The following is an 18702-nucleotide window of genomic DNA, read 5'->3' on the forward strand; positions in this document are numbered from 1 at the left end:
GGCCGGTGACCGCGCGCCCCCTGTCCGCCGCCGCACTCACCGCCGCCCTCCTCGCCATGACAGCCACCGGCTGCGCCCGGTCCGCGGACCCCACCGAAACCGGTCGTCCCGGCGAGCAGGCGGCGCACACGGCCCAGAAGCCCCGTACGCACTCCCCGCCCGGCGACAGACAGGCCCACCTCCGCTGGGGCCTGCCCGCCCCTCTGCCCCCGGCCCCACCCGCATCCCCGAACCCCCGGGCCCACCCGGCGGACCCCGGCCTCCCCCCGGTCGTCGACCGTGTCCGGACCCACGACAAGGTCGTCTTCCTCACCTACGACGACGGCGCCGAACGCGACCCCCGGTTCGTCGACCTGGTCCGCGAACTGCGCCTCCCGGTCAGCATGTTCCTCACGGACAGCGTCGTGGGCCCGGGCTACGCCCATTTCGCCCGCCTGCGCGAGGTCGGCGCGAACATCCAGAACCACACCCTGGACCACCAGTCCCTGCGCGGCCTGCCGTACGCCGGCCAGCGCGCCGAGATCTGCGGCCAACAGGACAAACTCAGAGAACGCTTCGGCATCCGCCCCCGCCTCTTCCGCCCGCCCTATGGCACCTACGACCGGACCACCCTGAGGGCCGCCGCGGACTGCGGCGCGTCGGCGGTGGTCCTCTGGACCGAGGGAGCGGGGGAGGACCAACTCCGGGCGGGCGACATCATCTCCGTCGGCCTCCCCCTGGTCGACCGGACGGTGAGCCTGCTGAGGCAGATCCAGGAGAGAGGCCTGAGGGTGGCCCACCTGGAGGACTACCTCTGACCCCTGCTCTGCCAGGTGGGCAGGGCCCCTTCAGTTCCAGCCAGTTTCAGCGCCGGGCCGGCGATCCCAGCCCGTCCGGCGTTTGAGGACGAGCGCGTCCAGCGCGACCGGGGGTCTGGGGGCAGAGCCCCCAGGAACCGGCGCTCACACCGACGAACGCTCACTCATCAGGCCCCACGATCACCAGAAACCCCTGCCGAACCGCCGGCGGCATTGGCACTCCGCTTGACCGAGTGCTAATCGCAGTCATAGTCTCAGGTCTGGCACTCCCCCCTGGAGAGTGCCAATAGCGACGGGCAGGTCCGGCACCCGCGACGACGGATCCACCTGGTCGCCACCTCAGACAGTTAACCCCGTGAGATCTCCGAAGGGGGAGGTCGGATCGTGACGACCACCAGCTCCAAGGTTGCCATCAAGCCGCTCGAGGACCGCATTGTGGTCCAGCCGCTCGACGCAGAGCAGACCACGGCCTCTGGCCTGGTCATCCCGGACACCGCGAAGGAGAAGCCCCAGGAGGGCGTCGTCCTTGCTGTGGGCCCGGGCCGCTTCGAGAACGGCGAGCGTCTTCCGCTCGACGTGAAGACCGGCGACATCGTGCTGTACAGCAAGTACGGCGGCACCGAAGTGAAGTACAACGGCGAGGAGTACCTCGTCCTCTCGGCTCGCGACGTACTCGCGATCGTCGAGAAGTAATTCACCCGGTAATAACCCGGTAGTACCGGTCATTGCCCGGCATTACCAGCATTGCAGTGAACTGCGCCCCTGGCCCCCGCGACCTTCAACAGCCGGGTGCCGGGGGCGCAGTTCGTTCTCCCAAGTTTCCGAGAGGGCTGAATCGCTCCCATGGCGAAGATCCTTAAGTTCGACGAGGACGCCCGTCGCGCCCTTGAGCGCGGCGTCAACAAGCTTGCCGACACGGTCAAGGTGACGATCGGCCCCAAGGGCCGCAACGTCGTCATCGACAAGAAGTTCGGCGCTCCCACCATCACCAACGACGGCGTCACCATCGCCCGCGAGGTCGAGCTCGACGACCCGTACGAGAACCTCGGCGCCCAGCTGGTGAAGGAGGTGGCGACCAAGACCAACGACATCGCGGGTGACGGTACGACCACCGCCACCGTGCTGGCCCAGGCGCTCGTCCGCGAGGGCCTGAAGAACGTCGCCGCCGGCGCCTCCCCGGCCGCCCTGAAGAAGGGCATCGACGCGGCGGTCAAGGCTGTGTCCGAGGAACTCCTCGCGACCGCCCGCCCCATCGAGGAGAAGTCCGACATCGCCGCCGTGGCCGCGCTCTCCGCGCAGGACACGCAGGTCGGCGAGCTCATCGCCGAGGCGATGGACAAGGTCGGCAAGGACGGTGTCATCACCGTCGAGGAGTCCAACACCTTCGGTCTGGAGCTGGACTTCACCGAGGGCATGGCCTTCGACAAGGGCTACCTGTCCCCGTACATGGTGTCCGACCAGGAGCGTATGGAGGCCGTCCTCGACGACCCGTACATCCTGATCCACCAGGGCAAGATCTCCTCGATCCAGGACCTGCTGCCCCTGCTGGAGAAGGTCATCCAGACCAACTCCTCCAAGCCGCTGCTGATCATCGCCGAGGACGTCGAGGGCGAAGCCCTGTCGACCCTGGTCGTGAACAAGATCCGCGGCACCTTCAACGCGGTCGCGGTGAAGGCCCCCGGTTTCGGTGACCGCCGCAAGGCGATGCTCGGCGACATGGCCGCGCTCACCGGCGCCGAGGTCATCGCCGAGGAGGTCGGCCTCAAGCTCGACCAGGTCGGCCTCGACGTGCTGGGCACCGCCCGCCGCGTCACCATCTCGAAGGACGACACGGTCATCGTCGACGGCGGCGGCGACAGTGGCGCCGTGACGGGCCGCGTCAACCAGATCAAGGCCGAGATCGAGAACACGGACTCCGACTGGGACCGCGAGAAGCTCCAGGAGCGCCTCGCGAAGCTGGCCGGCGGCGTGTGTGTGATCAAGGTCGGCGCCGCCACCGAGGTGGAGCTGAAGGAGAAGAAGCACCGCCTCGAGGACGCCATCTCGGCGACCCGTGCCGCGGTCGAGGAGGGCATCGTCTCCGGCGGTGGCTCCGCGCTCGTCCACGCCGTGAAGATCCTTGAGGGCAACCTCGGCAAGACCGGCGACGAGGCGACGGGTGTCGCGGTCGTCCGCAAGGCCGCCGTCGAGCCGCTGCGCTGGATCGCCGAGAACGCCGGCCTGGAGGGTTACGTCATCACCTCCAAGGTCGCCGAGCTCGACAAGGGCCAGGGCTTCAACGCCGCCACCGGCGAGTACGGCGACCTGGTCAAGCAGGGCGTCATCGACCCGGTCAAGGTCACCCGCTCCGCCCTGGAGAACGCGGCCTCGATCGCCTCCCTCCTCCTCACGACCGAGACCCTGGTCGTCGAGAAGAAGGAAGAGGAAGAGCCGGCCGCGGCCGGGGGCCACGGCCACTCCCACTAGTCAGGGCACCGGCAAAAGCCCTGCCGCACGAAGAAACCCCCCGTTCCTGGCTGGAACGGGGGGTTTCTCCCTTCGCGGGCGGTCAGATGATCCCCGTACGCCCTACTGCTCCAAGTCCTTCAGATCCAGCTACTGCTCCAGGCCCTCCAGCGCCCCCAACTGGTCCATCAGCCCCAGCCGGTCGTACTGCCACCACCCCTCGACGATCTTCCCGTCCGTGTCGAACCGGTGGATGGTCGAGCCGGTCATCGAGGCTTTCTTCCCACTGTTGGGGATCCCCAGGAACTCGCCCCGCTGGGTCCCGTTCCACGTCCAGCGGGTGCAGACCTTGTCGCCCTGGGCGATCTGGTCCTCGACGGTGAACGCGAAGTCGAAGGAAGCGCGCCACATCTGCATCTCGCGCCGGGCCGCGTCCAGCCCCAGGTTGTCCTGCTCGTTGGACGGATCGTGGTCGTGGTAGTTCTCCACGAACAGGTCGTTGAGCGGGGGCAGTTCACCCCGGGTGGCGATCACCTCGAAGAACCGCCGCGCGGTGTCCGCGCACAACTGCTCGTCCCGTACGACGTCAAGATCTGTGAACGTCGGCATCTCGTCGCACAGGGCAACCATCTCCCGGAAGATCCTGTCGGTCTCCGGAAGGTTCGAGTTCCGCATCGCCTCCTCGTACGACGGGAACTCCACGATCTCGACGAAGTGCGACGAGTCCGCGAGATCCTTGCCGATCAGCGTGTGCGTCGCGGTCCGCTTCCCCTTGGTCTGTTCGACCCAGGTGTCCATCAGCTGGTTCATCTCGTCGAACCGGCTGGTCTTACAGTCGATCAACTGTACGAATGTCATGGCGCCGCCTCCGGCCCCCCTGGGTCCGGTACCTCTCTCCATACTCCCACCGGACCGGCGGCGACACCTCTTCCACACAGACCCGTAAACGCGTCACCGCGGCCCGTACTTACGCCCCGTCTTCGACGAGATCCCGCCCAGCAGCGCCCGGGGCGTCACCTTCACCACGCCCATCAGCGCCTTGTAACGCGGGTCCGGGATCGACAGGGACTTGCCCCGGGCGAGGTCGGCGAGCGCCGACGCGACCAGCTTGTCCGCGTCCAGCCACATCCAGTTGGGGATGTTGTCCGTCCCCATCCCGGCCCGCTCGTGAAACTCCGTACGCACGAAACCGGGAGCCAGCGCCATCAGCCGCACCCCGCTCCCCGCCAGGTCCTTCGCCGCCCCCTGCGTGAACTGCACGACCCAGGCCTTCGACGCCCCGTACGTACCGCGCGGCACGAAGGCGGCGACGGACGCCACATTGACGACACCCCCGCGCCCCCGCTCCCGCATGGCCTCGGCCGCCGCACTGGTCAGCCGCAGCACCGCCTCGCAGTGCACCTTGAGCATCCTCAGCTCGTCCGCCATCGATACGTCGAGATAGCGGCCCTTGTTGCCGAAGCCGGCGTTGTTCACCAGCAGGTCGACGGGGTTCTTGCGGTCGCCGAGGCGGGTGGCCACCGCCTCGATGCCGGCGTCCGTCGCGAGGTCGGCGCTCAGCACCTCCGCCTCGATGCCGTGCCGGTCGTGCAGTTCCGTCGCCTGCTCACCGAGCCGCTCGGCGTCGCGCGCCACCAGGACGAGGTTGTGGCCGTCGGCCGCCAGTCGCCGCGCGAACGCGGCGCCGATTCCCGCGGTCGATCCCGTAATCAGAGCCGTTGTCATGGCGCAAGATTAGTGACCCGGGCTGTGCCCGTCCGCCCCCTGCACGCTCCCTCCCGATCGTGAAGCCGCCGCCCGGGCCCTGCGCGTAACGCCTTGTCAGCAGCCGTGTCCCGCCCGCGCTTCAGCCGTACTTCTTCACATACTCGCGAACCGCCTCGGCCGCCTCTGAATGCAGTGACTCACCGGCCGTGAGCAGCCGTGGCATCAGTGTCCGTTCGGTCGTCAGCGCCCGGAAGTACAGGGCGACCGTGATGTCGTGGTCCGGCCGGTGCGCGATCTCCACCGCGTCGCCCGCCCGTATCTCACCCGGCTCGATCACCCGCAGATAGGCGCCCGGCGCACCCCGCTCCGTGAACCGTTTCACCCATCGTTTCTCACCCAGATGGCCCTGGAAGGTCCTACAGGGAATCCGCCCGCTCGTGACCTCAAGGACCACCTCGGACCCGATCCGCCAGCGCTCGCCGATCAGCGCGCCGGACACGTCCAGACCCCGCGTGGTGAGGTTCTCGCCGAACATCCCGTCGCGCAGCGGGCGCCCCAACTCGCGCTCCCAGTCGTCGAGATCCTCGCGCGCGACCGCGTACACCGCCTGCTCGTCCCCGCCGTGGTGCTGCTTCGAGCACACCATGTCTCCGGCCAGACCGCTGCCGCCGATCCCCTTGGGCCCGGGCGCCGCCACCCGCACCGGCCCGTCCGTCGGCCGTTTGTCGATCCCGGTCCCTTCCGGATGGTCCGTGTACGGCACGGGCTGCGCACGCCCCACGTTCACGGACAACACCTTCATCACGGCACTCGCCCCCGTACTCGTCATTTTTGTCCCCGCATCCTTGACCACGACCACACGCTAGGTCACTCCTGCCCAAAGCCACGCCGCATTATTCTCCATCCTCCCCAAGGACCACTTATGATCGAAAAATGATCGAAGCCCGTCATCTCCGTGTCCTGCGTGCCGTGGCCGCCACCGGCTCCTTCTCGGCGGCGGGCCGCGAACTGGGCTGCACCCAGCCCGCCGTGAGCCAGCAGATGAAGGCACTGGAAGCCTCGGTCGGCACCCCGCTGCTCATCCGCAGCGGGCGCGAGATGCGCCTGACCCAGGCGGGCGAGGCCCTGGTGCGACACGCGACGAGCATCCTCTCCGGGCTCACGGCGGCGGAGGAGGAGGTCGCCGCGATCGCCGGCCTGCGGGCCGGGCGGGTCCGGCTGGTCTCCTTCCCCAGCGGCAGCTCCACCCTCGTCCCGACGGCCCTCGCCGCCCTGCGCGCCGCCCACCCCGGCACCCGGGTCTCCCTGGAGGAGGCCGAACCCCCGCACTCCGTCGAACTGCTGCGCGAGGGCGACTGCGACGTGGCCCTCGCCTTCCGGTACGAGGGTGCGGCGAGCGCCGGCGAGTGGGACGACATGGTCGTCCGCCCCCTCCTGACCGACCGCCTCGTCGGCCTCGTACCCGAAGGGCACCGGCTGTCCCGCGCGGAGTCGGTCGCCCTCGGCGAACTCGCCGACGAACCGTGGATCGCCGGCTGTCCGCGCTGCCGGGGCCAGCTGGTGGAGGCCTGCGAGAGCGCGGGCTTCACCCCCCGCATCGACTTCGCGACCGACGACTACCCCGCGGTGGTCGGCCTGGTGAGCGCGGGCCTGGGCGTGGCCGTCCTGCCCCAGCTCGCCATCGAGTCCGTACGGCCACGAGGCGCGCGCACGGTGACGCTGGAACCGGCGGTGCGGCGGGAGATCGTCGCGCTGACGCTGCCCGACCTGGCTCAGGTGCCCGCGGTGGCGGCGACGCTGGATCAGCTGGCGCGAGCGGCGGGCCGGACCTAGGCCCGGCGTGGGCGACAGGCGGGGCTCAGATCAAAAATTCGGGCACGCGTGTGCGTGCCCGTATTGCAGAAACGTTCCTTTAAGTGTTCGAACCGACATCTCCGCCACTCGCCGACGCCGACACCAGCCGGTTGCGGGCCCGCCCCATGAGCTCTTCGCGCTCGTCCTCGGTCAGTCCGCCCCACACGCCGTACGGCTCGCGCACCGCCAGCGCGTGCGCGGCGCACTGTGCGCGGACCGGGCATCTCATGCAGACCTCCTTGGCCGAGTTCTCACGAGCGCTCCGTGCCGCACCGCGCTCCCCTTCCGGATGGAAGAAGAGCGAGCTGTCGACCCCACGGCAGGCCGCGAGGAGCTGCCAGTCCCAGAGGTCCGCGTTCGGACCGGGAAGGCGGGAGAAATCTGCCATTGCGTGTCCCCTTGTTGCCGTTCTGGGCTGAGTTGGTGCCCCTGACCGTACAACTACGATCTAAGGAGATGAAAATATGACTCATTGCGAATCTAGCCTCAGACACCAACAAAAGGGAAGAAAACAGTCTAAATGGGGCATAGGTTGTGATGAAACGTTGAGGGTCTGTTGTGCATGTCTGCACCGTGTCCACGCCCTCACGTAGAGTGCCGAAGACGACACATAGCCCCGTAACTCTTTCGAGTGACCATCGTTGAGAGTGCGGAGGCGGTTGGAGGAACAAGCGCTCGGACGGGCGGCAGTACCCACTGCCGGAAAAATCGGTCGAGCGTCAACCGCACAGGTGACGATTAGTACCAGCCTGGAGGCTCAAGGTGACGCGCATCAGCTGCGGAGGGCGGCCATGACATCCGTCCTCGTCTGCGACGACTCCCCGCTTGCCCGAGAGGCGCTCCGCCGTGCGGTCGCGACCGTGCCCGGTGTCGAGCGCGTGACCACGGCGGCCAACGGCGAGGAAGTCCTCCGCCGCTGGGGTGCCGACCGTTCGGACCTGATTCTGATGGACGTACGCATGCCCGGTCTGGGCGGCGTCGAGACGGTCCGGCGGCTGTTGTCCGCGGACCCCGGAGCACGCATCATCATGCTCACCGTCGCCGAGGACCTGGACGGCGTGGCGCTCGCCGTCGCCGCCGGTGCCCGCGGCTATCTGCACAAGGACGCCTCGCGTGCCGAACTGCGGGCCACGGTGACACAGGCGCTGGCCGACCCGACCTGGCGGCTCGCACCGCGCCGGCTGCGCTCGGCCGAGATGGGCGCCGCGCCCACGCTCACCGCGCGCGAGATCCAGGTCCTGGAAGGCATGAGCCACGGCCGGTCGAACGCGGAGATCGGACGTGAACTGTTCCTCTCCGAGGACACGGTGAAGACGCATGCCAGGCGTCTGTTCAAGAAGCTCGGCGCCTCGGACCGCGCACATGCGGTGGCGCTCGGTTTCCGGTGGGGTCTGGTCCGTTAGTGGACCTCGGCGGGGACGGTGTTCTCCCGGGGATTCCGAGGTCGGCGGCTGCCGCCGACGGCTCTCGGATCCCGAGCGAACAAGCAGGTCAGCAGGGATGAGCGGCGCGGACGTCGCAAGGCGAACCTCGGGTGCGGAAGTCCCCGCCTACCGCAAGGTGGGTGGGGGCCGCAAAACGGCCCGCCGGGTGCCCGCTGCTCGTTTCGCCGCGGATGCCGCATCCTTGAGGTGTGGAGTTCCTCGGGGACGAGTCGGTCGAGCGGAAGGGGAGGGCGCAGGATATGAGTTCCGGCGCACCTGCTCATAACGCTTCGGTGCACAACAACGGACGCGGTGCCACGGACAGAGCGGCGCCAAGGCACCATGGTCCGATGCGCGACGACGAGGCGGCTTATGCCCATGGGGTGATTGGTGCGCTCGTCCACCGCGCCGTCGACGGGGACGAGCAGGCCACGCACGACCTGCTCGCCCATGTCCACCCCCTCGCCCTGCGCTACTGCCGCACCCGGCTGTCCCGACTGCCGGGCGACGCGCGGCACTTTGTCGAGGACCTGGCGCAGGAGGTCTGCGTCGCCGTCCTCCTCGCCCTGCCGCGCTACCGCGACACCGGACGCCCGTTCGAGGCGTTCGTCTTCGCGATCGCCGCGCACAAGGTCGCCGACCTCCAGCGCGCCGCGATGCGCCACCCCGGTTCGACGGCGGTCCCCTCGGACGAGATGCCGGAACGCCCCGACGACTCACTGGGCCCCGAAGAGCGCGCGCTCCTGAGCAGCGACGCCGAATGGGCCAAGAAGCTTCTGGCCAACCTCCCCGAGAACCAGCGCGAACTGCTCCTGCTGCGCATCGCGGTGGGCCTCACGGCGGAGGAGACGGGTCAGATGTTGGGAATGTCACCCGGAGCGGTCCGCGTGGCCCAGCATCGCGCGCTCAACCGCTTGCGGGCGCTGGCCGAGCAGTAGGGGCCCGTTCCGCGAGGACCCCGTTCCCGGCTGCCGTCTGAACGGTCGAGACGTCGACTCCGTACGAAGCTTCGATTCCGTACGAACGTACGAAGCCTCGGGGCACCGTGCACCGTGGAATTTGGGACCCGTGCTTCCCGTTAGCATGGACATCCGCACCGATCAAGGCCATTTGGGGAAGGTGTCATGACTGCCAACGTCGACGGAGTGCCCGCCAAGTTCGCGACACTCGGGCTGACCTACGACGACGTGCTGCTGCTGCCGGGCGCATCCGAGGTGCTCCCCAACGCGGTCGACACCTCGTCCCGCATCTCCCGCAACGTCCGGGTCAACATCCCGCTGCTCTCCGCGGCGATGGACAAGGTGACCGAGTCGCGCATGGCGATCGCCATGGCCCGGCAGGGCGGCGTCGGCGTGCTGCACCGCAACCTCTCCATCGAGGACCAGGTCAACCAGGTCGACCTCGTGAAGCGCTCCGAGTCCGGCATGGTCACCGACCCGATCACCGTGAACCCGGACGCGACGCTGGGCGAGGCCGACGCGCTGTGTGCCAAGTTCCGCATCAGCGGTGTCCCGGTGACGGACGGCAACGGCAAGCTGCTCGGCATCGTCACCAACCGCGACATGGCCTTCGAGACCGACCGCTCGCGTCAGGTCCGTGAGGTCATGACGCCGATGCCCCTGGTCACCGGCAAAGTCGGCATCTCCGGCACCGACGCCATGGAACTGCTGCGCCGCCACAAGATCGAGAAGCTTCCCCTGGTCGACGACTCCGGTCTCCTCAAGGGCCTCATCACGGTCAAGGACTTCGTCAAGGCCGAGAAGTACCCGGGTGCCGCCAAGGACTCCGAGGGCCGCCTGCTGGTCGGCGCGGCCGTCGGTGCCAGCCCCGAGGCGCTGGAACGCGCCCAGGCGCTCGCCGCGGCGGGCGTGGACTTCCTGGTCGTCGACACCTCTCACGGGCACAACAGCAACGCCCTGAGCTGGATGTCGAAGATCAAGTCGAACGTCCACGTCGACGTGATCGGCGGCAACGTGGCCACGCGTGACGGCGCCCAGGCGCTGATCGACGCGGGCGTCGACGGCATCAAGGTGGGCGTCGGCCCCGGCTCCATCTGCACCACCCGCGTAGTCGCCGGCATCGGTGTACCGCAGGTAACCGCCATCTACGAGGCAGCACTCGCGGCCCGCGCCGCCGGTATCCCGGTGATCGGCGACGGTGGCCTGCAGTACTCCGGCGACATCGGCAAGGCGCTCGCCGCCGGCGCCGACTCGGTCATGCTGGGCAGCCTTCTCGCCGGTTGTGAGGAGTCGCCCGGCGAGCTGATGTTCATCAACGGCAAGCAGTTCAAGTCGTACCGCGGCATGGGCTCGCTGGGCGCCATGCAGTCGCGCGGCCAGGCGAAGTCGTACTCCAAGGACCGCTACTTCCAGGCCGACGTCGGCTCCGACGACAAGCTCGTCCCCGAGGGCATCGAGGGCCAGGTGCCCTACCGCGGTCCGCTGGCCAACGTGCTGCACCAGCTCGTGGGCGGCCTGCGCCAGACGATGGGCTATGTCGGTGCCGCCACCGTCGGTGAGATGGAGTCCAAGGGCCGCTTCGTGCGCATCACGTCCGCGGGCCTCAAGGAGAGCCACCCGCACGACATCCAGATGACGGTCGAAGCGCCCAACTACAGCCGCAAGTAAGCGCCAGCGGTAACCGGACGTGCGAGGGGCGGTCCCGGAGGTACTCCGGGACCGCCCTTGTCGTACCCGTCGGGGATACTGGGAGGCGCAGAACCGAAGAGGGAAAGGCCACACACGTGACTGAGATCGAGATCGGGCGCGGCAAGCGCGGCCGCAGGGCGTACGCCTTCGACGACATCGCCGTCGTCCCGAGCCGTCGTACGCGCGACCCGAAGGAGGTCTCGATCGCCTGGCAGATCGACGCCTACCGTTTCGAGCTGCCCTTCCTGGCAGCCCCGATGGACTCGGTCGTCTCCCCGGCCACCGCGATCCGCATCGGCGAGCTGGGCGGCCTCGGCGTCCTGAACCTCGAAGGCCTCTGGACGCGCTACGAGGACCCGCAGCCGCTGCTCGACGAGATCGCCGAGCTGGACGCGGACACCGCGACGCGCCGCCTCCAGGAGATCTACGCGGCTCCCATCAAGGAAGAGCTGATCGGCGCGCGCATCAAGGAGGTGCGCGACTCGGGCGTGGTCACTGCCGCGGCGCTCTCCCCGCAGCGCACGGCCCAGTTCTCCAAGGCCGTCGTCGACGCGGGCGTGGACATCTTCGTCATCCGCGGTACGACGGTCTCCGCGGAGCACGTCTCCGGCGCCGCCGAACCGCTGAACCTGAAGCAGTTCATCTACGAGCTGGACGTCCCGGTGATCGTCGGCGGCTGCGCCACGTACACCGCGGCCCTGCACCTGATGCGCACCGGCGCGGCCGGCGTGCTGGTCGGCTTCGGCGGCGGCGCCGCGCACACCACGCGCAACGTGCTGGGCATCCGCGTCCCGATGGCCACCGCGGTCGCCGATGTGGCCGCCGCCCGCCGGGACTACATGGACGAGTCCGGCGGCCGGTACGTACACGTGATCGCGGACGGCGGCGTCGGCTGGTCCGGCGACCTCCCCAAGGCGATCGCCTGCGGCGCCGACGCCGTGATGATGGGCTCCCCGCTGGCCCGCGCCACGGACGCGCCCGGCAAGGGCAACCACTGGGGCATGGAGGCCGTCAACGAGGAGCTGCCGCGCGGCAAGAAGGTCGACCTCGGCACGGTCGGCACGGTCGAGGAGGTCCTCATGGGCCCCTCGCACATCCCCGACGGCTCGATGAACTTCTTCGGCGCCCTGCGCCGCGCCATGGCCACCACCGGCTACAGCGACCTCAAGGAGTTCCAGCGCGTCGAGGTCGCGGTGGCGGACTCGGTGCATCAGCGGTAGTCCGTAGGACGCAATTCGGGACCCGAAAAGGGGGCCGGTCACCTTGGCAGGTGACCGGCCCCCTTTTGGCTGTCCGGAGTGGGGGCGCGTGGTGCGGGATGTGGGCGCGCGGTTGTGTTCGGGGCAGATATGGGCTGGTCAGGGAAGTGGTGGCCGCTAGCGTGTGTGTCGGCGCCCCAGATCTCTGGAGCGCCCCCTTCCAGGACATGGTTCCGGACCCCCGCCCGTCGGGGCCCGGCCCGAGTTCCAGCAAACCGCCTACCGGGTCTATGGGCGGCGTCGCGGAAGGGGGCGCCCATGGGTCGCCACCGCAAGCCCACCCGCTGGGACCGGATCCGTCTTCGGGCGGTCAAGTTCCGGAGGAGGTGCATCTTGTGGACATACGGAAAGTGAGCGGCCACCCCCACGAGAGCTAGGGGTGGACACTCCGTTCACTTTTCAGGAGCCCGCCGCAGTTCCCGCTGCGGTGGGCTCCACCTTTTTGTACGGTACCGGATCCACTGATGAGCGGCCCGGCGCCGGAGGAGGTGCATCTTGTGGATTTACGGACGGTGAGCGGCCGCCCCTACAAGAGATAGGGGCGGACACCTGTAACCCGTTCAGAAGTCCGCCGCAGCAAAACGCTTAGCCCCTGCGATGGCTTCCACTTCCTACGCTACCGACGCAAGCGCCCCCCGCGCCACCAGCCCCGGAGGCGCAGCCACCCGCACGCGCCCCCCTTCACAACCGATGCGCCGCTCCCGTAGGCGTAGCCCCCCGCGTGTCCAGCAGCAGCTGGGCCTTCACGGACAACCCCTGGAGGTCGTACGTGCGGTGTTGCTGGAGGAGGATCGTCAGGTCGGCGTCGGCTGCCGCCTCGTAGAAGGAGTCCGCGCGGGGGAGGGGGCGGTCCAGGACGCTCCAGGACGGGACGTGGGGGTCGTGGTAGCTGACGGAGGCGCCCAGTTCCATCAGGCGGATGGCGATCTCCTGGGCGGGGGAGCCCTGTTGGTCGGCGAGGTCGGGTTTGTAGGTGACGCCCAGGAGGAGGACGCGGGCGCCTCGGGCCGATTTGCCGTGCTCGTTCAGGAGGGTGGCCGCGCGCTGGATGACGTACTGGGGCATGTGGTTGTTGACCTGCTGGGCCAGTTCCACCATGCGCAGCGTGCGGCCGGAGTGGTTGTGGAGGTCCTGGGGGGTCGCGTGGCCGCCGACTCCCGGGCCGGGGCGGAAGGCCTGGAAGCCGAACGGTTTGGTCTCCGCGCAGCGGATGACGTCCCAGAGGTCGACGCCCAGGTCGTTGCAGAGGACGGCCATCTCGTTGACGAGGGCGATGTTGACGTGCCGGAAGTTGGTCTCCAGGAGTTGGACTGTTTCCGCTTCCCGGGGGCCACGCGCACGTACCACCTTGTCGGTGAGCCGGCTGTAGAAGGCGGCGGCCGACTCGGTGCAGGCGGGAGTGAGGCCGCCGATGACCTTGGGGGTGTTGGCGGGGGTGAAGTCGCGGTTGCCGGGGTCGACGCGGCTGGGGGAGTAGGCGAGGTGGAAGTCGCGGCCCGCCTTGAGACCGGAGCCCTCTTCGAGGAGGGGGCGCAGGAATTCTTCCGTTGTGCCCGGCTGGACCGGTGATTCCAGGATGACTGTGGTGTGCGGGCGGAGGCGGGCTGCCAGGGTGCGCGCGGCTGCCTCCACCTGGCTCAGGTCCAGGGTTCCGTCGGCGCCGCGCGGTGTGGGGGCGCAGATGACGGCGGTGCGTACGCGGCCGAGTTCGGCGGGGCCGGCTGCCGTCCGGAAGCCGCGCGAGAGCATCCGGCGCAGTTCGGCGGCGGTGAGGGAACCGGCCTCGGGGCCGGTCTTGTACCCGAGGGTGGGGATGCCGGCGGCGACGGCGGCCTGGGCCAGCGGCAGGCCCAGATGTCCGAGTCCGATGACGGCGAGGTCTGCGGGCATGCGTGGGCCGTCCTTCCCAATAGCCGAAGCGGGACAGGTGCGCAAGCCCTGTGGACAAGACGGGCGAGCGCAATGTCAGACTAGGAGTAAATATGACCGATATGCGTGATTGGGTGGGCGAGTTTCCCCAGGTGTTTCTGTGTGGGTTGTCCACAGGCTGAGGACGGGTGGTGGCCGAAGTCGGGCAACCCGGTCAGAATTCGGGCAGGGGATTCGGGCAGGCGCAGCCGTACGGCGGGACACAGTCAGCCGGTCGTACGGACGTGGCCGGCACGACCGACAGCGGGAGGCAGCGATGAGGACAGCGGCACTGGGACCGGCGCAGCGCGCCGAGTCACTGGCATCCATGGCCGAGCGTGAGCTGGACGTACTGGTCGTGGGCGCCGGCGTGGTCGGCGCGGGCACCGCGCTCGACGCCGTCACCCGGGGCCTGTCCACGGGGCTGGTGGAGGCCCGTGACTGGGCGTCGGGCACGTCGAGCAGGTCCAGCAAGCTCATCCACGGCGGTCTGCGCTATCTGGAGATGCTCGACTTCGCCCTCGTACGGGAGGCGTTGAAGGAACGCGGACTGTTGCTGGAGCGGCTCGCTCCGCATCTGGTGAAGCCGGTGCCCTTCCTGTATCCGCTGCAGAACAAGGGCTGGGAGCGGCTGTACGCCGGGTCGGGCGTCGCGCTCTACGACGCCATGTCGATGGCCCGCGGACACGGGCGGGGCCTGCCGACCCACCGGCACCTGAGCCGCCGTCACGCCCTGCGGGTCGCGCCTGCCTTGAAGAAGGACTCGCTGGTCGGAGCGTTGCAGTACTACGACGCGCAGATGGACGACGCCCGCTATGTGGCCACCCTGGTGCGTACGGCGGCGGCGTACGGTGCGAAAGTCGCCAACCGCGCGCGGGTGACCGGGTTTCTGCGCGAGGGGGAGCGGGTGGTCGGCGCCCGGGTGCAGGACGTGGAGGCGGGCGGGGAGTACGAGATCCGCGCCCGGCAGATCGTCAACGCCACGGGGGTGTGGACGGACGACACCCAGGCGATGGTCGGCGAGCGCGGGCAGTTCCACGTCCGGGCGTCCAAGGGCATCCATCTGGTCGTGCCCAAGGACCGGATCCACTCGACGACCGGGCTGATCCTGCGCACCGAGAAGTCCGTGCTGTTCGTGATCCCGTGGGGCCGGCACTGGATCATCGGGACCACGGACACCGACTGGGACCTCGACAAGGCCCACCCGGCGGCGTCCAGCGCGGACATCGACTACCTGCTGGAGCACGTGAACTCGGTGCTCGCGGTGCCGCTGACGAGGGACGACGTCCAGGGGGTGTACGCGGGCCTGCGTCCGCTGCTCGCCGGTGAGTCGGACGCCACCAGCAAGCTGTCGCGCGAGCACACCGTGGCGCATCCGGTGCCGGGGCTCGTGGTCGTGGCGGGCGGCAAGTACACGACGTACCGGGTGATGGCGAAGGACGCGGTGGACGAGGCGGTGCACGGGCTCGACCAGCGCGTCGCCGAGTGCGTGACCGAGGACGTGCCACTGCTGGGGGCGGAGGGCTATCGCGCGCTGTGGAACGCGCGGGCGCGGACGGCCGCGCGTACCGGACTCCATGTGGTGCGCGTGGAACACCTGTTGAACCGGTACGGCTCACTGGCGCAGGAGGTCCTCGACCTGATCGCCGCGGACTCGTCGCTCGGTGAGCCGTTGTCGGCGGCGGAGGACTATCTGCGGGCGGAGGTCGTGTACGCGGCCTCCCACGAGGGCGCGCGGCATCTGGACGACGTGCTGACGCGGCGGACCCGGATCTCGATCGAGACGTTCGACCGGGGGACGCGCAGTGCCCGTGAGGCGGCGGAGTTGATGGCGCCCGTCCTCGGCTGGGACAAGGACCAGATCGAGCGGGAGGTCGAGCACTACGAGAAGCGGGTGGAGGCGGAGCGCGAGTCGCAGCGCCAGCCCGACGACCTGACGGCGGACGCGGCGCGGCTGGGAGCGCCGGACATCGCACCGCTCTGACGGCGCACCGTTCTGACGTCTCCCAGGCCTCCCCGAGGCTCCCCTCGAATTCCTGAACGTCACTCGAACGGGTGTCGTGAGCTGGGATCTTTGCCCGGAACCCGTCCGTTCTACGGGGTGCGGGGTGGAACTCGGCGGGGAGTAGGGCCGGTTCGAGGGCGGGCTCCGTGATCGCGTCCGTGTCCTCACTTCGTGCGGGACGGGGGAAGGCGGGGTTCATGTGATCCCCCCTCCCACAGGCCGCGGTCCGTCCCCAGGGGCACCCTGGGCGTCGGCCGCTTGTCGGGTAAGGGACAATGGAGGCCTTGTCAGGGCGGGTTGTATGAGGGGACGCATGTCGGAGGCGGAGCGGGCGGGTGCACCCCGTCAGGACAAGAGCGAACGTCTCCTCGCCGGGCGGTACCGGCTGGGAGGAGTCCTCGGCCGCGGCGGCATGGGCACCGTGTGGCGCGCGGAGGACGAGACCCTGGGCCGGACGGTCGCCGTCAAGGAGCTGCGGTTCCCGGGGAGCATCGACGAGGAGGAGAAGCGGCGGCTGATCACGCGGACGCTGCGCGAGGCGAAGGCGATCGCGCGGATCCGCAACAACAGCGCCGTGACCGTCTTCGACGTGGTCGAGGAGGACGACCGGCCGTGGATCGTCATGGAGCTCGTCGAGGGCAAGTCGCTCGCCGAGGCCATCCGTGAGGACGGGCTGCTGGAGCCTCAGCGGGCGGCGGAGGTGGGCCTCGCGATTCTCGACGTGCTCAGGTCCGCGCACCGCGAGGGCATCCTGCACCGCGACGTGAAGCCGTCGAACGTGCTGATCTCCGACGACGGCCGGGTCGTGCTCACCGACTTCGGTATCGCGCAGGTCGAGGGCGACCCGTCGATCACCTCGACCGGCATGCTCGTCGGCGCGCCCTCCTACATCTCGCCGGAGCGGGCCCGAGGCCACAAGCCCGGTCCGGCAGCCGACCTCTGGTCGCTCGGCGGTCTGCTGTACGCGTCGGTCGAGGGTGTGCCGCCGTACGACAAGGGTTCCGCGATCGCGACGCTGACCGCCGTGATGACGGAGCAGTTGGAGGAGCCGAAGAACGCGGGGCCGCTGAAGGACGTGATCTACGGGCTGCTCACCAAGGATCCCGCCAAGCGTCTCGACGACGCCGGTGCGCGCGCGATGCTCAACGCGGTGATCCATGCGCCCGAGCCCAAGGAGGCCGAGCCGGAGCCGATGGACGCCACGAAGGTCGTGCCGCTGCCGATCATCCCCGACCAGGGCACGGGCAAGGGCGCGAGCAAGGGTGCGGGGAGCGGGAGTTCGGCCGACTCGGGCTCCGGTGGCAAGCGGGGCGAGGAGGCCGGCGAGCGGTTCCGTGGGGCCTTCCGTTCCGTGAAGAAGGCGGCCGTTGCGGCGGGGGCCGGGGCGGGGGTTGCTCGTACGAAGCTTTCGGGGACTTCTGGGAATTCGGGGACCGGCGCGGCTAGTGGGTCCGGCGGGGATTCGGGCGCCGGCGGGTCCGGTGGAGCCAGTGGTTCTTCTTCCGGGACTGGTGGGTCCGGCGGCGTCGGTGGTTCTTCTTCCGGGGCCGGTGGAGCGGCCGGGGCTGGGGCTGTGGCCTCTGGCACCGGTGTGGCTTCCGGCAGCGGCGTGGCCTCTGGCAGTGGTGTGGCTTCTGCAAGTGTCGCCTCCGGGAGTGTGGCGGGCGAGGCTGCGAAGAGCAGTGGTGCGGGTGAGTCCGGGAAGCGGGCCGGGGGTGTTGCTCAGGGGGCCGTGGTTCCCGGGGCCCGCGACAGTAAGGCTCAGGGGAGTAACGCGGGTACCGGGGGGCGGAGTTCGGGGTGGCCTGTCGTACCGCCGCCGGATCTGCCGCCTCGGCCGGTGCCCAGGGCGCCGATCACCGATGTGGTGCCGAAGCGGACGCTGGTGATCATTGCGGTGGTCTTCGCGGTCATCGTGCTCGGTGTGGTGCTGGCCCTGACGCTCGGCGGCGACGATTCTCCCGACGGTTCCGCCAGCGGGGCGAAGGGCGGTGGGGCCAAGGTGACTTCCTCCGCCTCCGCCGACACCAAGGAGGATGAGGGCAGCGGCACGCGTACGGACGGCGCGGAGAGCGCTGATACCTCCGCGGAGGCGGGTGCCGGTGCGGGTGCCGGCGGCGCGGCCTCGGGGAACTCGCCCAGCGCGAGCACGAGCGCCAGGGCGTCCGGTGAGGCCGGTAGCGGATCCGGTGGGTCCGCGGGTGTGTCGACGTATACGAATGGGCAGGGGTTCTCCATCGGACTGCCCGCCGGGTGGAAGTACGAGTCCACGGGGGCCGCTGGGGCCCGGTTCGCGGGGCCCGACGGGCAGAAGTTGCTCGTCGGGTGGACCACTACGCCCAAGGATGATCCTGTGGCGGACTGGAAGAACCAAGAGCAGTACATGACGCGCTCGCAGTACGACAGGATCCGAATAGAGAAGGTGAACTACCGGGGCTGGAACGCGGCCGACTGGGAGTTCACCTACACAGAGGGCGGGACCAAGTACCGGTCGGTGGACCGGGGGTTCGTCGTCGGCGGTCAACTCGGGTACGCCCTCATGTACACGGCGAAGGCGTCGAATTGGGACAGTGGGCTGCGCGAGGAGACCTGGCGGACGCTGACGGAGACGTTCGAGCCGAAATCGTGATGTGCGCGGATCCGAGTTGAGGCCGT

Annotated in this window: 15 protein-coding genes; 10 read left to right on the plus strand and 5 right to left on the minus strand. The window is 69.3% G+C overall.

Translation table 11 applies throughout. The annotated features are described in order from the left end of the window. Positions 1 to 5 precede the first annotated feature (5 nt). The 3 genes from ACH4TV_RS25920 to groL all read left to right on the plus strand — a co-directional run bounded on the left by ACH4TV_RS25920 (position 6) and on the right by groL (position 3263). Entirely contained in the window at positions 6 to 797 is a 792-nt protein-coding gene (locus ACH4TV_RS25920; RefSeq protein ID WP_398402007.1) for a polysaccharide deacetylase family protein, read from the plus strand. Between the two features lie 384 nt (positions 798 to 1181). Beyond that, positions 1182 to 1490 carry a co-chaperone GroES gene (gene groES, locus ACH4TV_RS25925; RefSeq protein WP_017239619.1) on the plus strand — a complete coding sequence of 103 codons (309 nt, stop codon included), beginning with the start codon at positions 1182 to 1184 and terminating at the stop codon, positions 1488 to 1490. A gap of 150 nt (positions 1491 to 1640) precedes the next feature. Further along, entirely contained in the window at positions 1641 to 3263 is a 1623-nt protein-coding gene (gene groL / locus ACH4TV_RS25930) for a chaperonin GroEL (protein WP_398402009.1), read from the plus strand. Between the two features lie 129 nt (positions 3264 to 3392). Here the strand turns inward: groL and ACH4TV_RS25935 are convergent, their stop codons facing one another. The 3 genes from ACH4TV_RS25935 to ACH4TV_RS25945 form a co-directional block, all read right to left on the minus strand. Continuing rightward, complete coding sequence (locus tag ACH4TV_RS25935) at positions 3393 to 4100, minus strand: ester cyclase (protein WP_398402011.1); 708 nt, start codon at positions 4098 to 4100, stop codon at positions 3393 to 3395. Between the two features lie 93 nt (positions 4101 to 4193). Beyond that, entirely contained in the window at positions 4194 to 4967 is a 774-nt protein-coding gene (locus ACH4TV_RS25940) for an SDR family NAD(P)-dependent oxidoreductase (RefSeq protein ID WP_398402013.1), read from the minus strand. Positions 4968 to 5088: 121 nt separating this feature from the next. Beyond that, complete coding sequence (locus ACH4TV_RS25945) at positions 5089 to 5751, minus strand: MOSC domain-containing protein (RefSeq protein ID WP_398402338.1); 663 nt, start codon at positions 5749 to 5751, stop codon at positions 5089 to 5091. A gap of 131 nt (positions 5752 to 5882) precedes the next feature. Here ACH4TV_RS25945 and ACH4TV_RS25950 point away from each other — a divergent pair, with 131 nt between their 5' ends. After that, positions 5883 to 6782, plus strand: a complete 900-nt coding sequence (locus ACH4TV_RS25950; protein ID WP_398402015.1) for a LysR family transcriptional regulator — start codon at positions 5883 to 5885, stop codon at positions 6780 to 6782. Between the two features lie 79 nt (positions 6783 to 6861). On the opposite strand, the gene ACH4TV_RS25955 is transcribed toward ACH4TV_RS25950, so the two are convergent. Beyond that, positions 6862 to 7191 (minus strand): WhiB family transcriptional regulator, encoded by a 330-nt coding sequence (locus tag ACH4TV_RS25955; protein ID WP_398402017.1) that lies wholly within the window; start codon positions 7189 to 7191, stop codon positions 6862 to 6864. Positions 7192 to 7594: 403 nt separating this feature from the next. On the opposite strand from ACH4TV_RS25955, the gene ACH4TV_RS25960 reads away from it, so the two are divergent. From ACH4TV_RS25960 to ACH4TV_RS25975, 4 genes are all read left to right on the plus strand, one after another. Continuing rightward, on the plus strand, positions 7595 to 8206 hold the full coding sequence (locus tag ACH4TV_RS25960; RefSeq protein ID WP_003948568.1) for a response regulator transcription factor: 612 nt from the start codon (positions 7595 to 7597) through the stop codon (positions 8204 to 8206). Positions 8207 to 8577: 371 nt separating this feature from the next. Beyond that, complete coding sequence (locus ACH4TV_RS25965; protein WP_398402019.1) at positions 8578 to 9165, plus strand: sigma-70 family RNA polymerase sigma factor; 588 nt, start codon at positions 8578 to 8580, stop codon at positions 9163 to 9165. A 186-nt stretch (positions 9166 to 9351) separates the two neighbouring features. Beyond that, complete coding sequence (gene guaB, locus ACH4TV_RS25970) at positions 9352 to 10854, plus strand: IMP dehydrogenase (protein WP_398402021.1); 1503 nt, start codon at positions 9352 to 9354, stop codon at positions 10852 to 10854. Between the two features lie 116 nt (positions 10855 to 10970). After that, a complete protein-coding gene (locus ACH4TV_RS25975; RefSeq protein WP_398402023.1) occupies positions 10971 to 12095 on the plus strand; it encodes a GuaB3 family IMP dehydrogenase-related protein in 1125 nt (374 codons plus the stop codon). A 720-nt stretch (positions 12096 to 12815) separates the two neighbouring features. On the opposite strand, the gene ACH4TV_RS25980 is transcribed toward ACH4TV_RS25975, so the two are convergent. After that, positions 12816 to 14024, minus strand: coding sequence for a nucleotide sugar dehydrogenase (locus ACH4TV_RS25980; RefSeq protein ID WP_398402025.1), 1209 nt, complete (start codon positions 14022 to 14024; stop codon positions 12816 to 12818). Between the two features lie 295 nt (positions 14025 to 14319). On the opposite strand from ACH4TV_RS25980, the gene ACH4TV_RS25985 reads away from it, so the two are divergent. Both ACH4TV_RS25985 and ACH4TV_RS25990 read left to right on the plus strand, forming a co-directional pair. Beyond that, complete coding sequence (locus tag ACH4TV_RS25985; RefSeq protein ID WP_398402027.1) at positions 14320 to 16026, plus strand: glycerol-3-phosphate dehydrogenase/oxidase; 1707 nt, start codon at positions 14320 to 14322, stop codon at positions 16024 to 16026. A gap of 334 nt (positions 16027 to 16360) precedes the next feature. Continuing rightward, the gene (locus tag ACH4TV_RS25990) at positions 16361 to 18676 is read left to right on the plus strand and encodes a serine/threonine-protein kinase (protein WP_398402340.1); all 2316 of its coding nucleotides are present in this window, start codon (positions 16361 to 16363) and stop codon (positions 18674 to 18676) included. Positions 18677 to 18702: the final 26 nt, after the last annotated feature.

Origin of the sequence: Streptomyces sp. NPDC020898, assembly GCF_044333925.1 — a bacterium.
Taxonomy (GTDB): domain Bacteria; phylum Actinomycetota; class Actinomycetes; order Streptomycetales; family Streptomycetaceae; genus Streptomyces.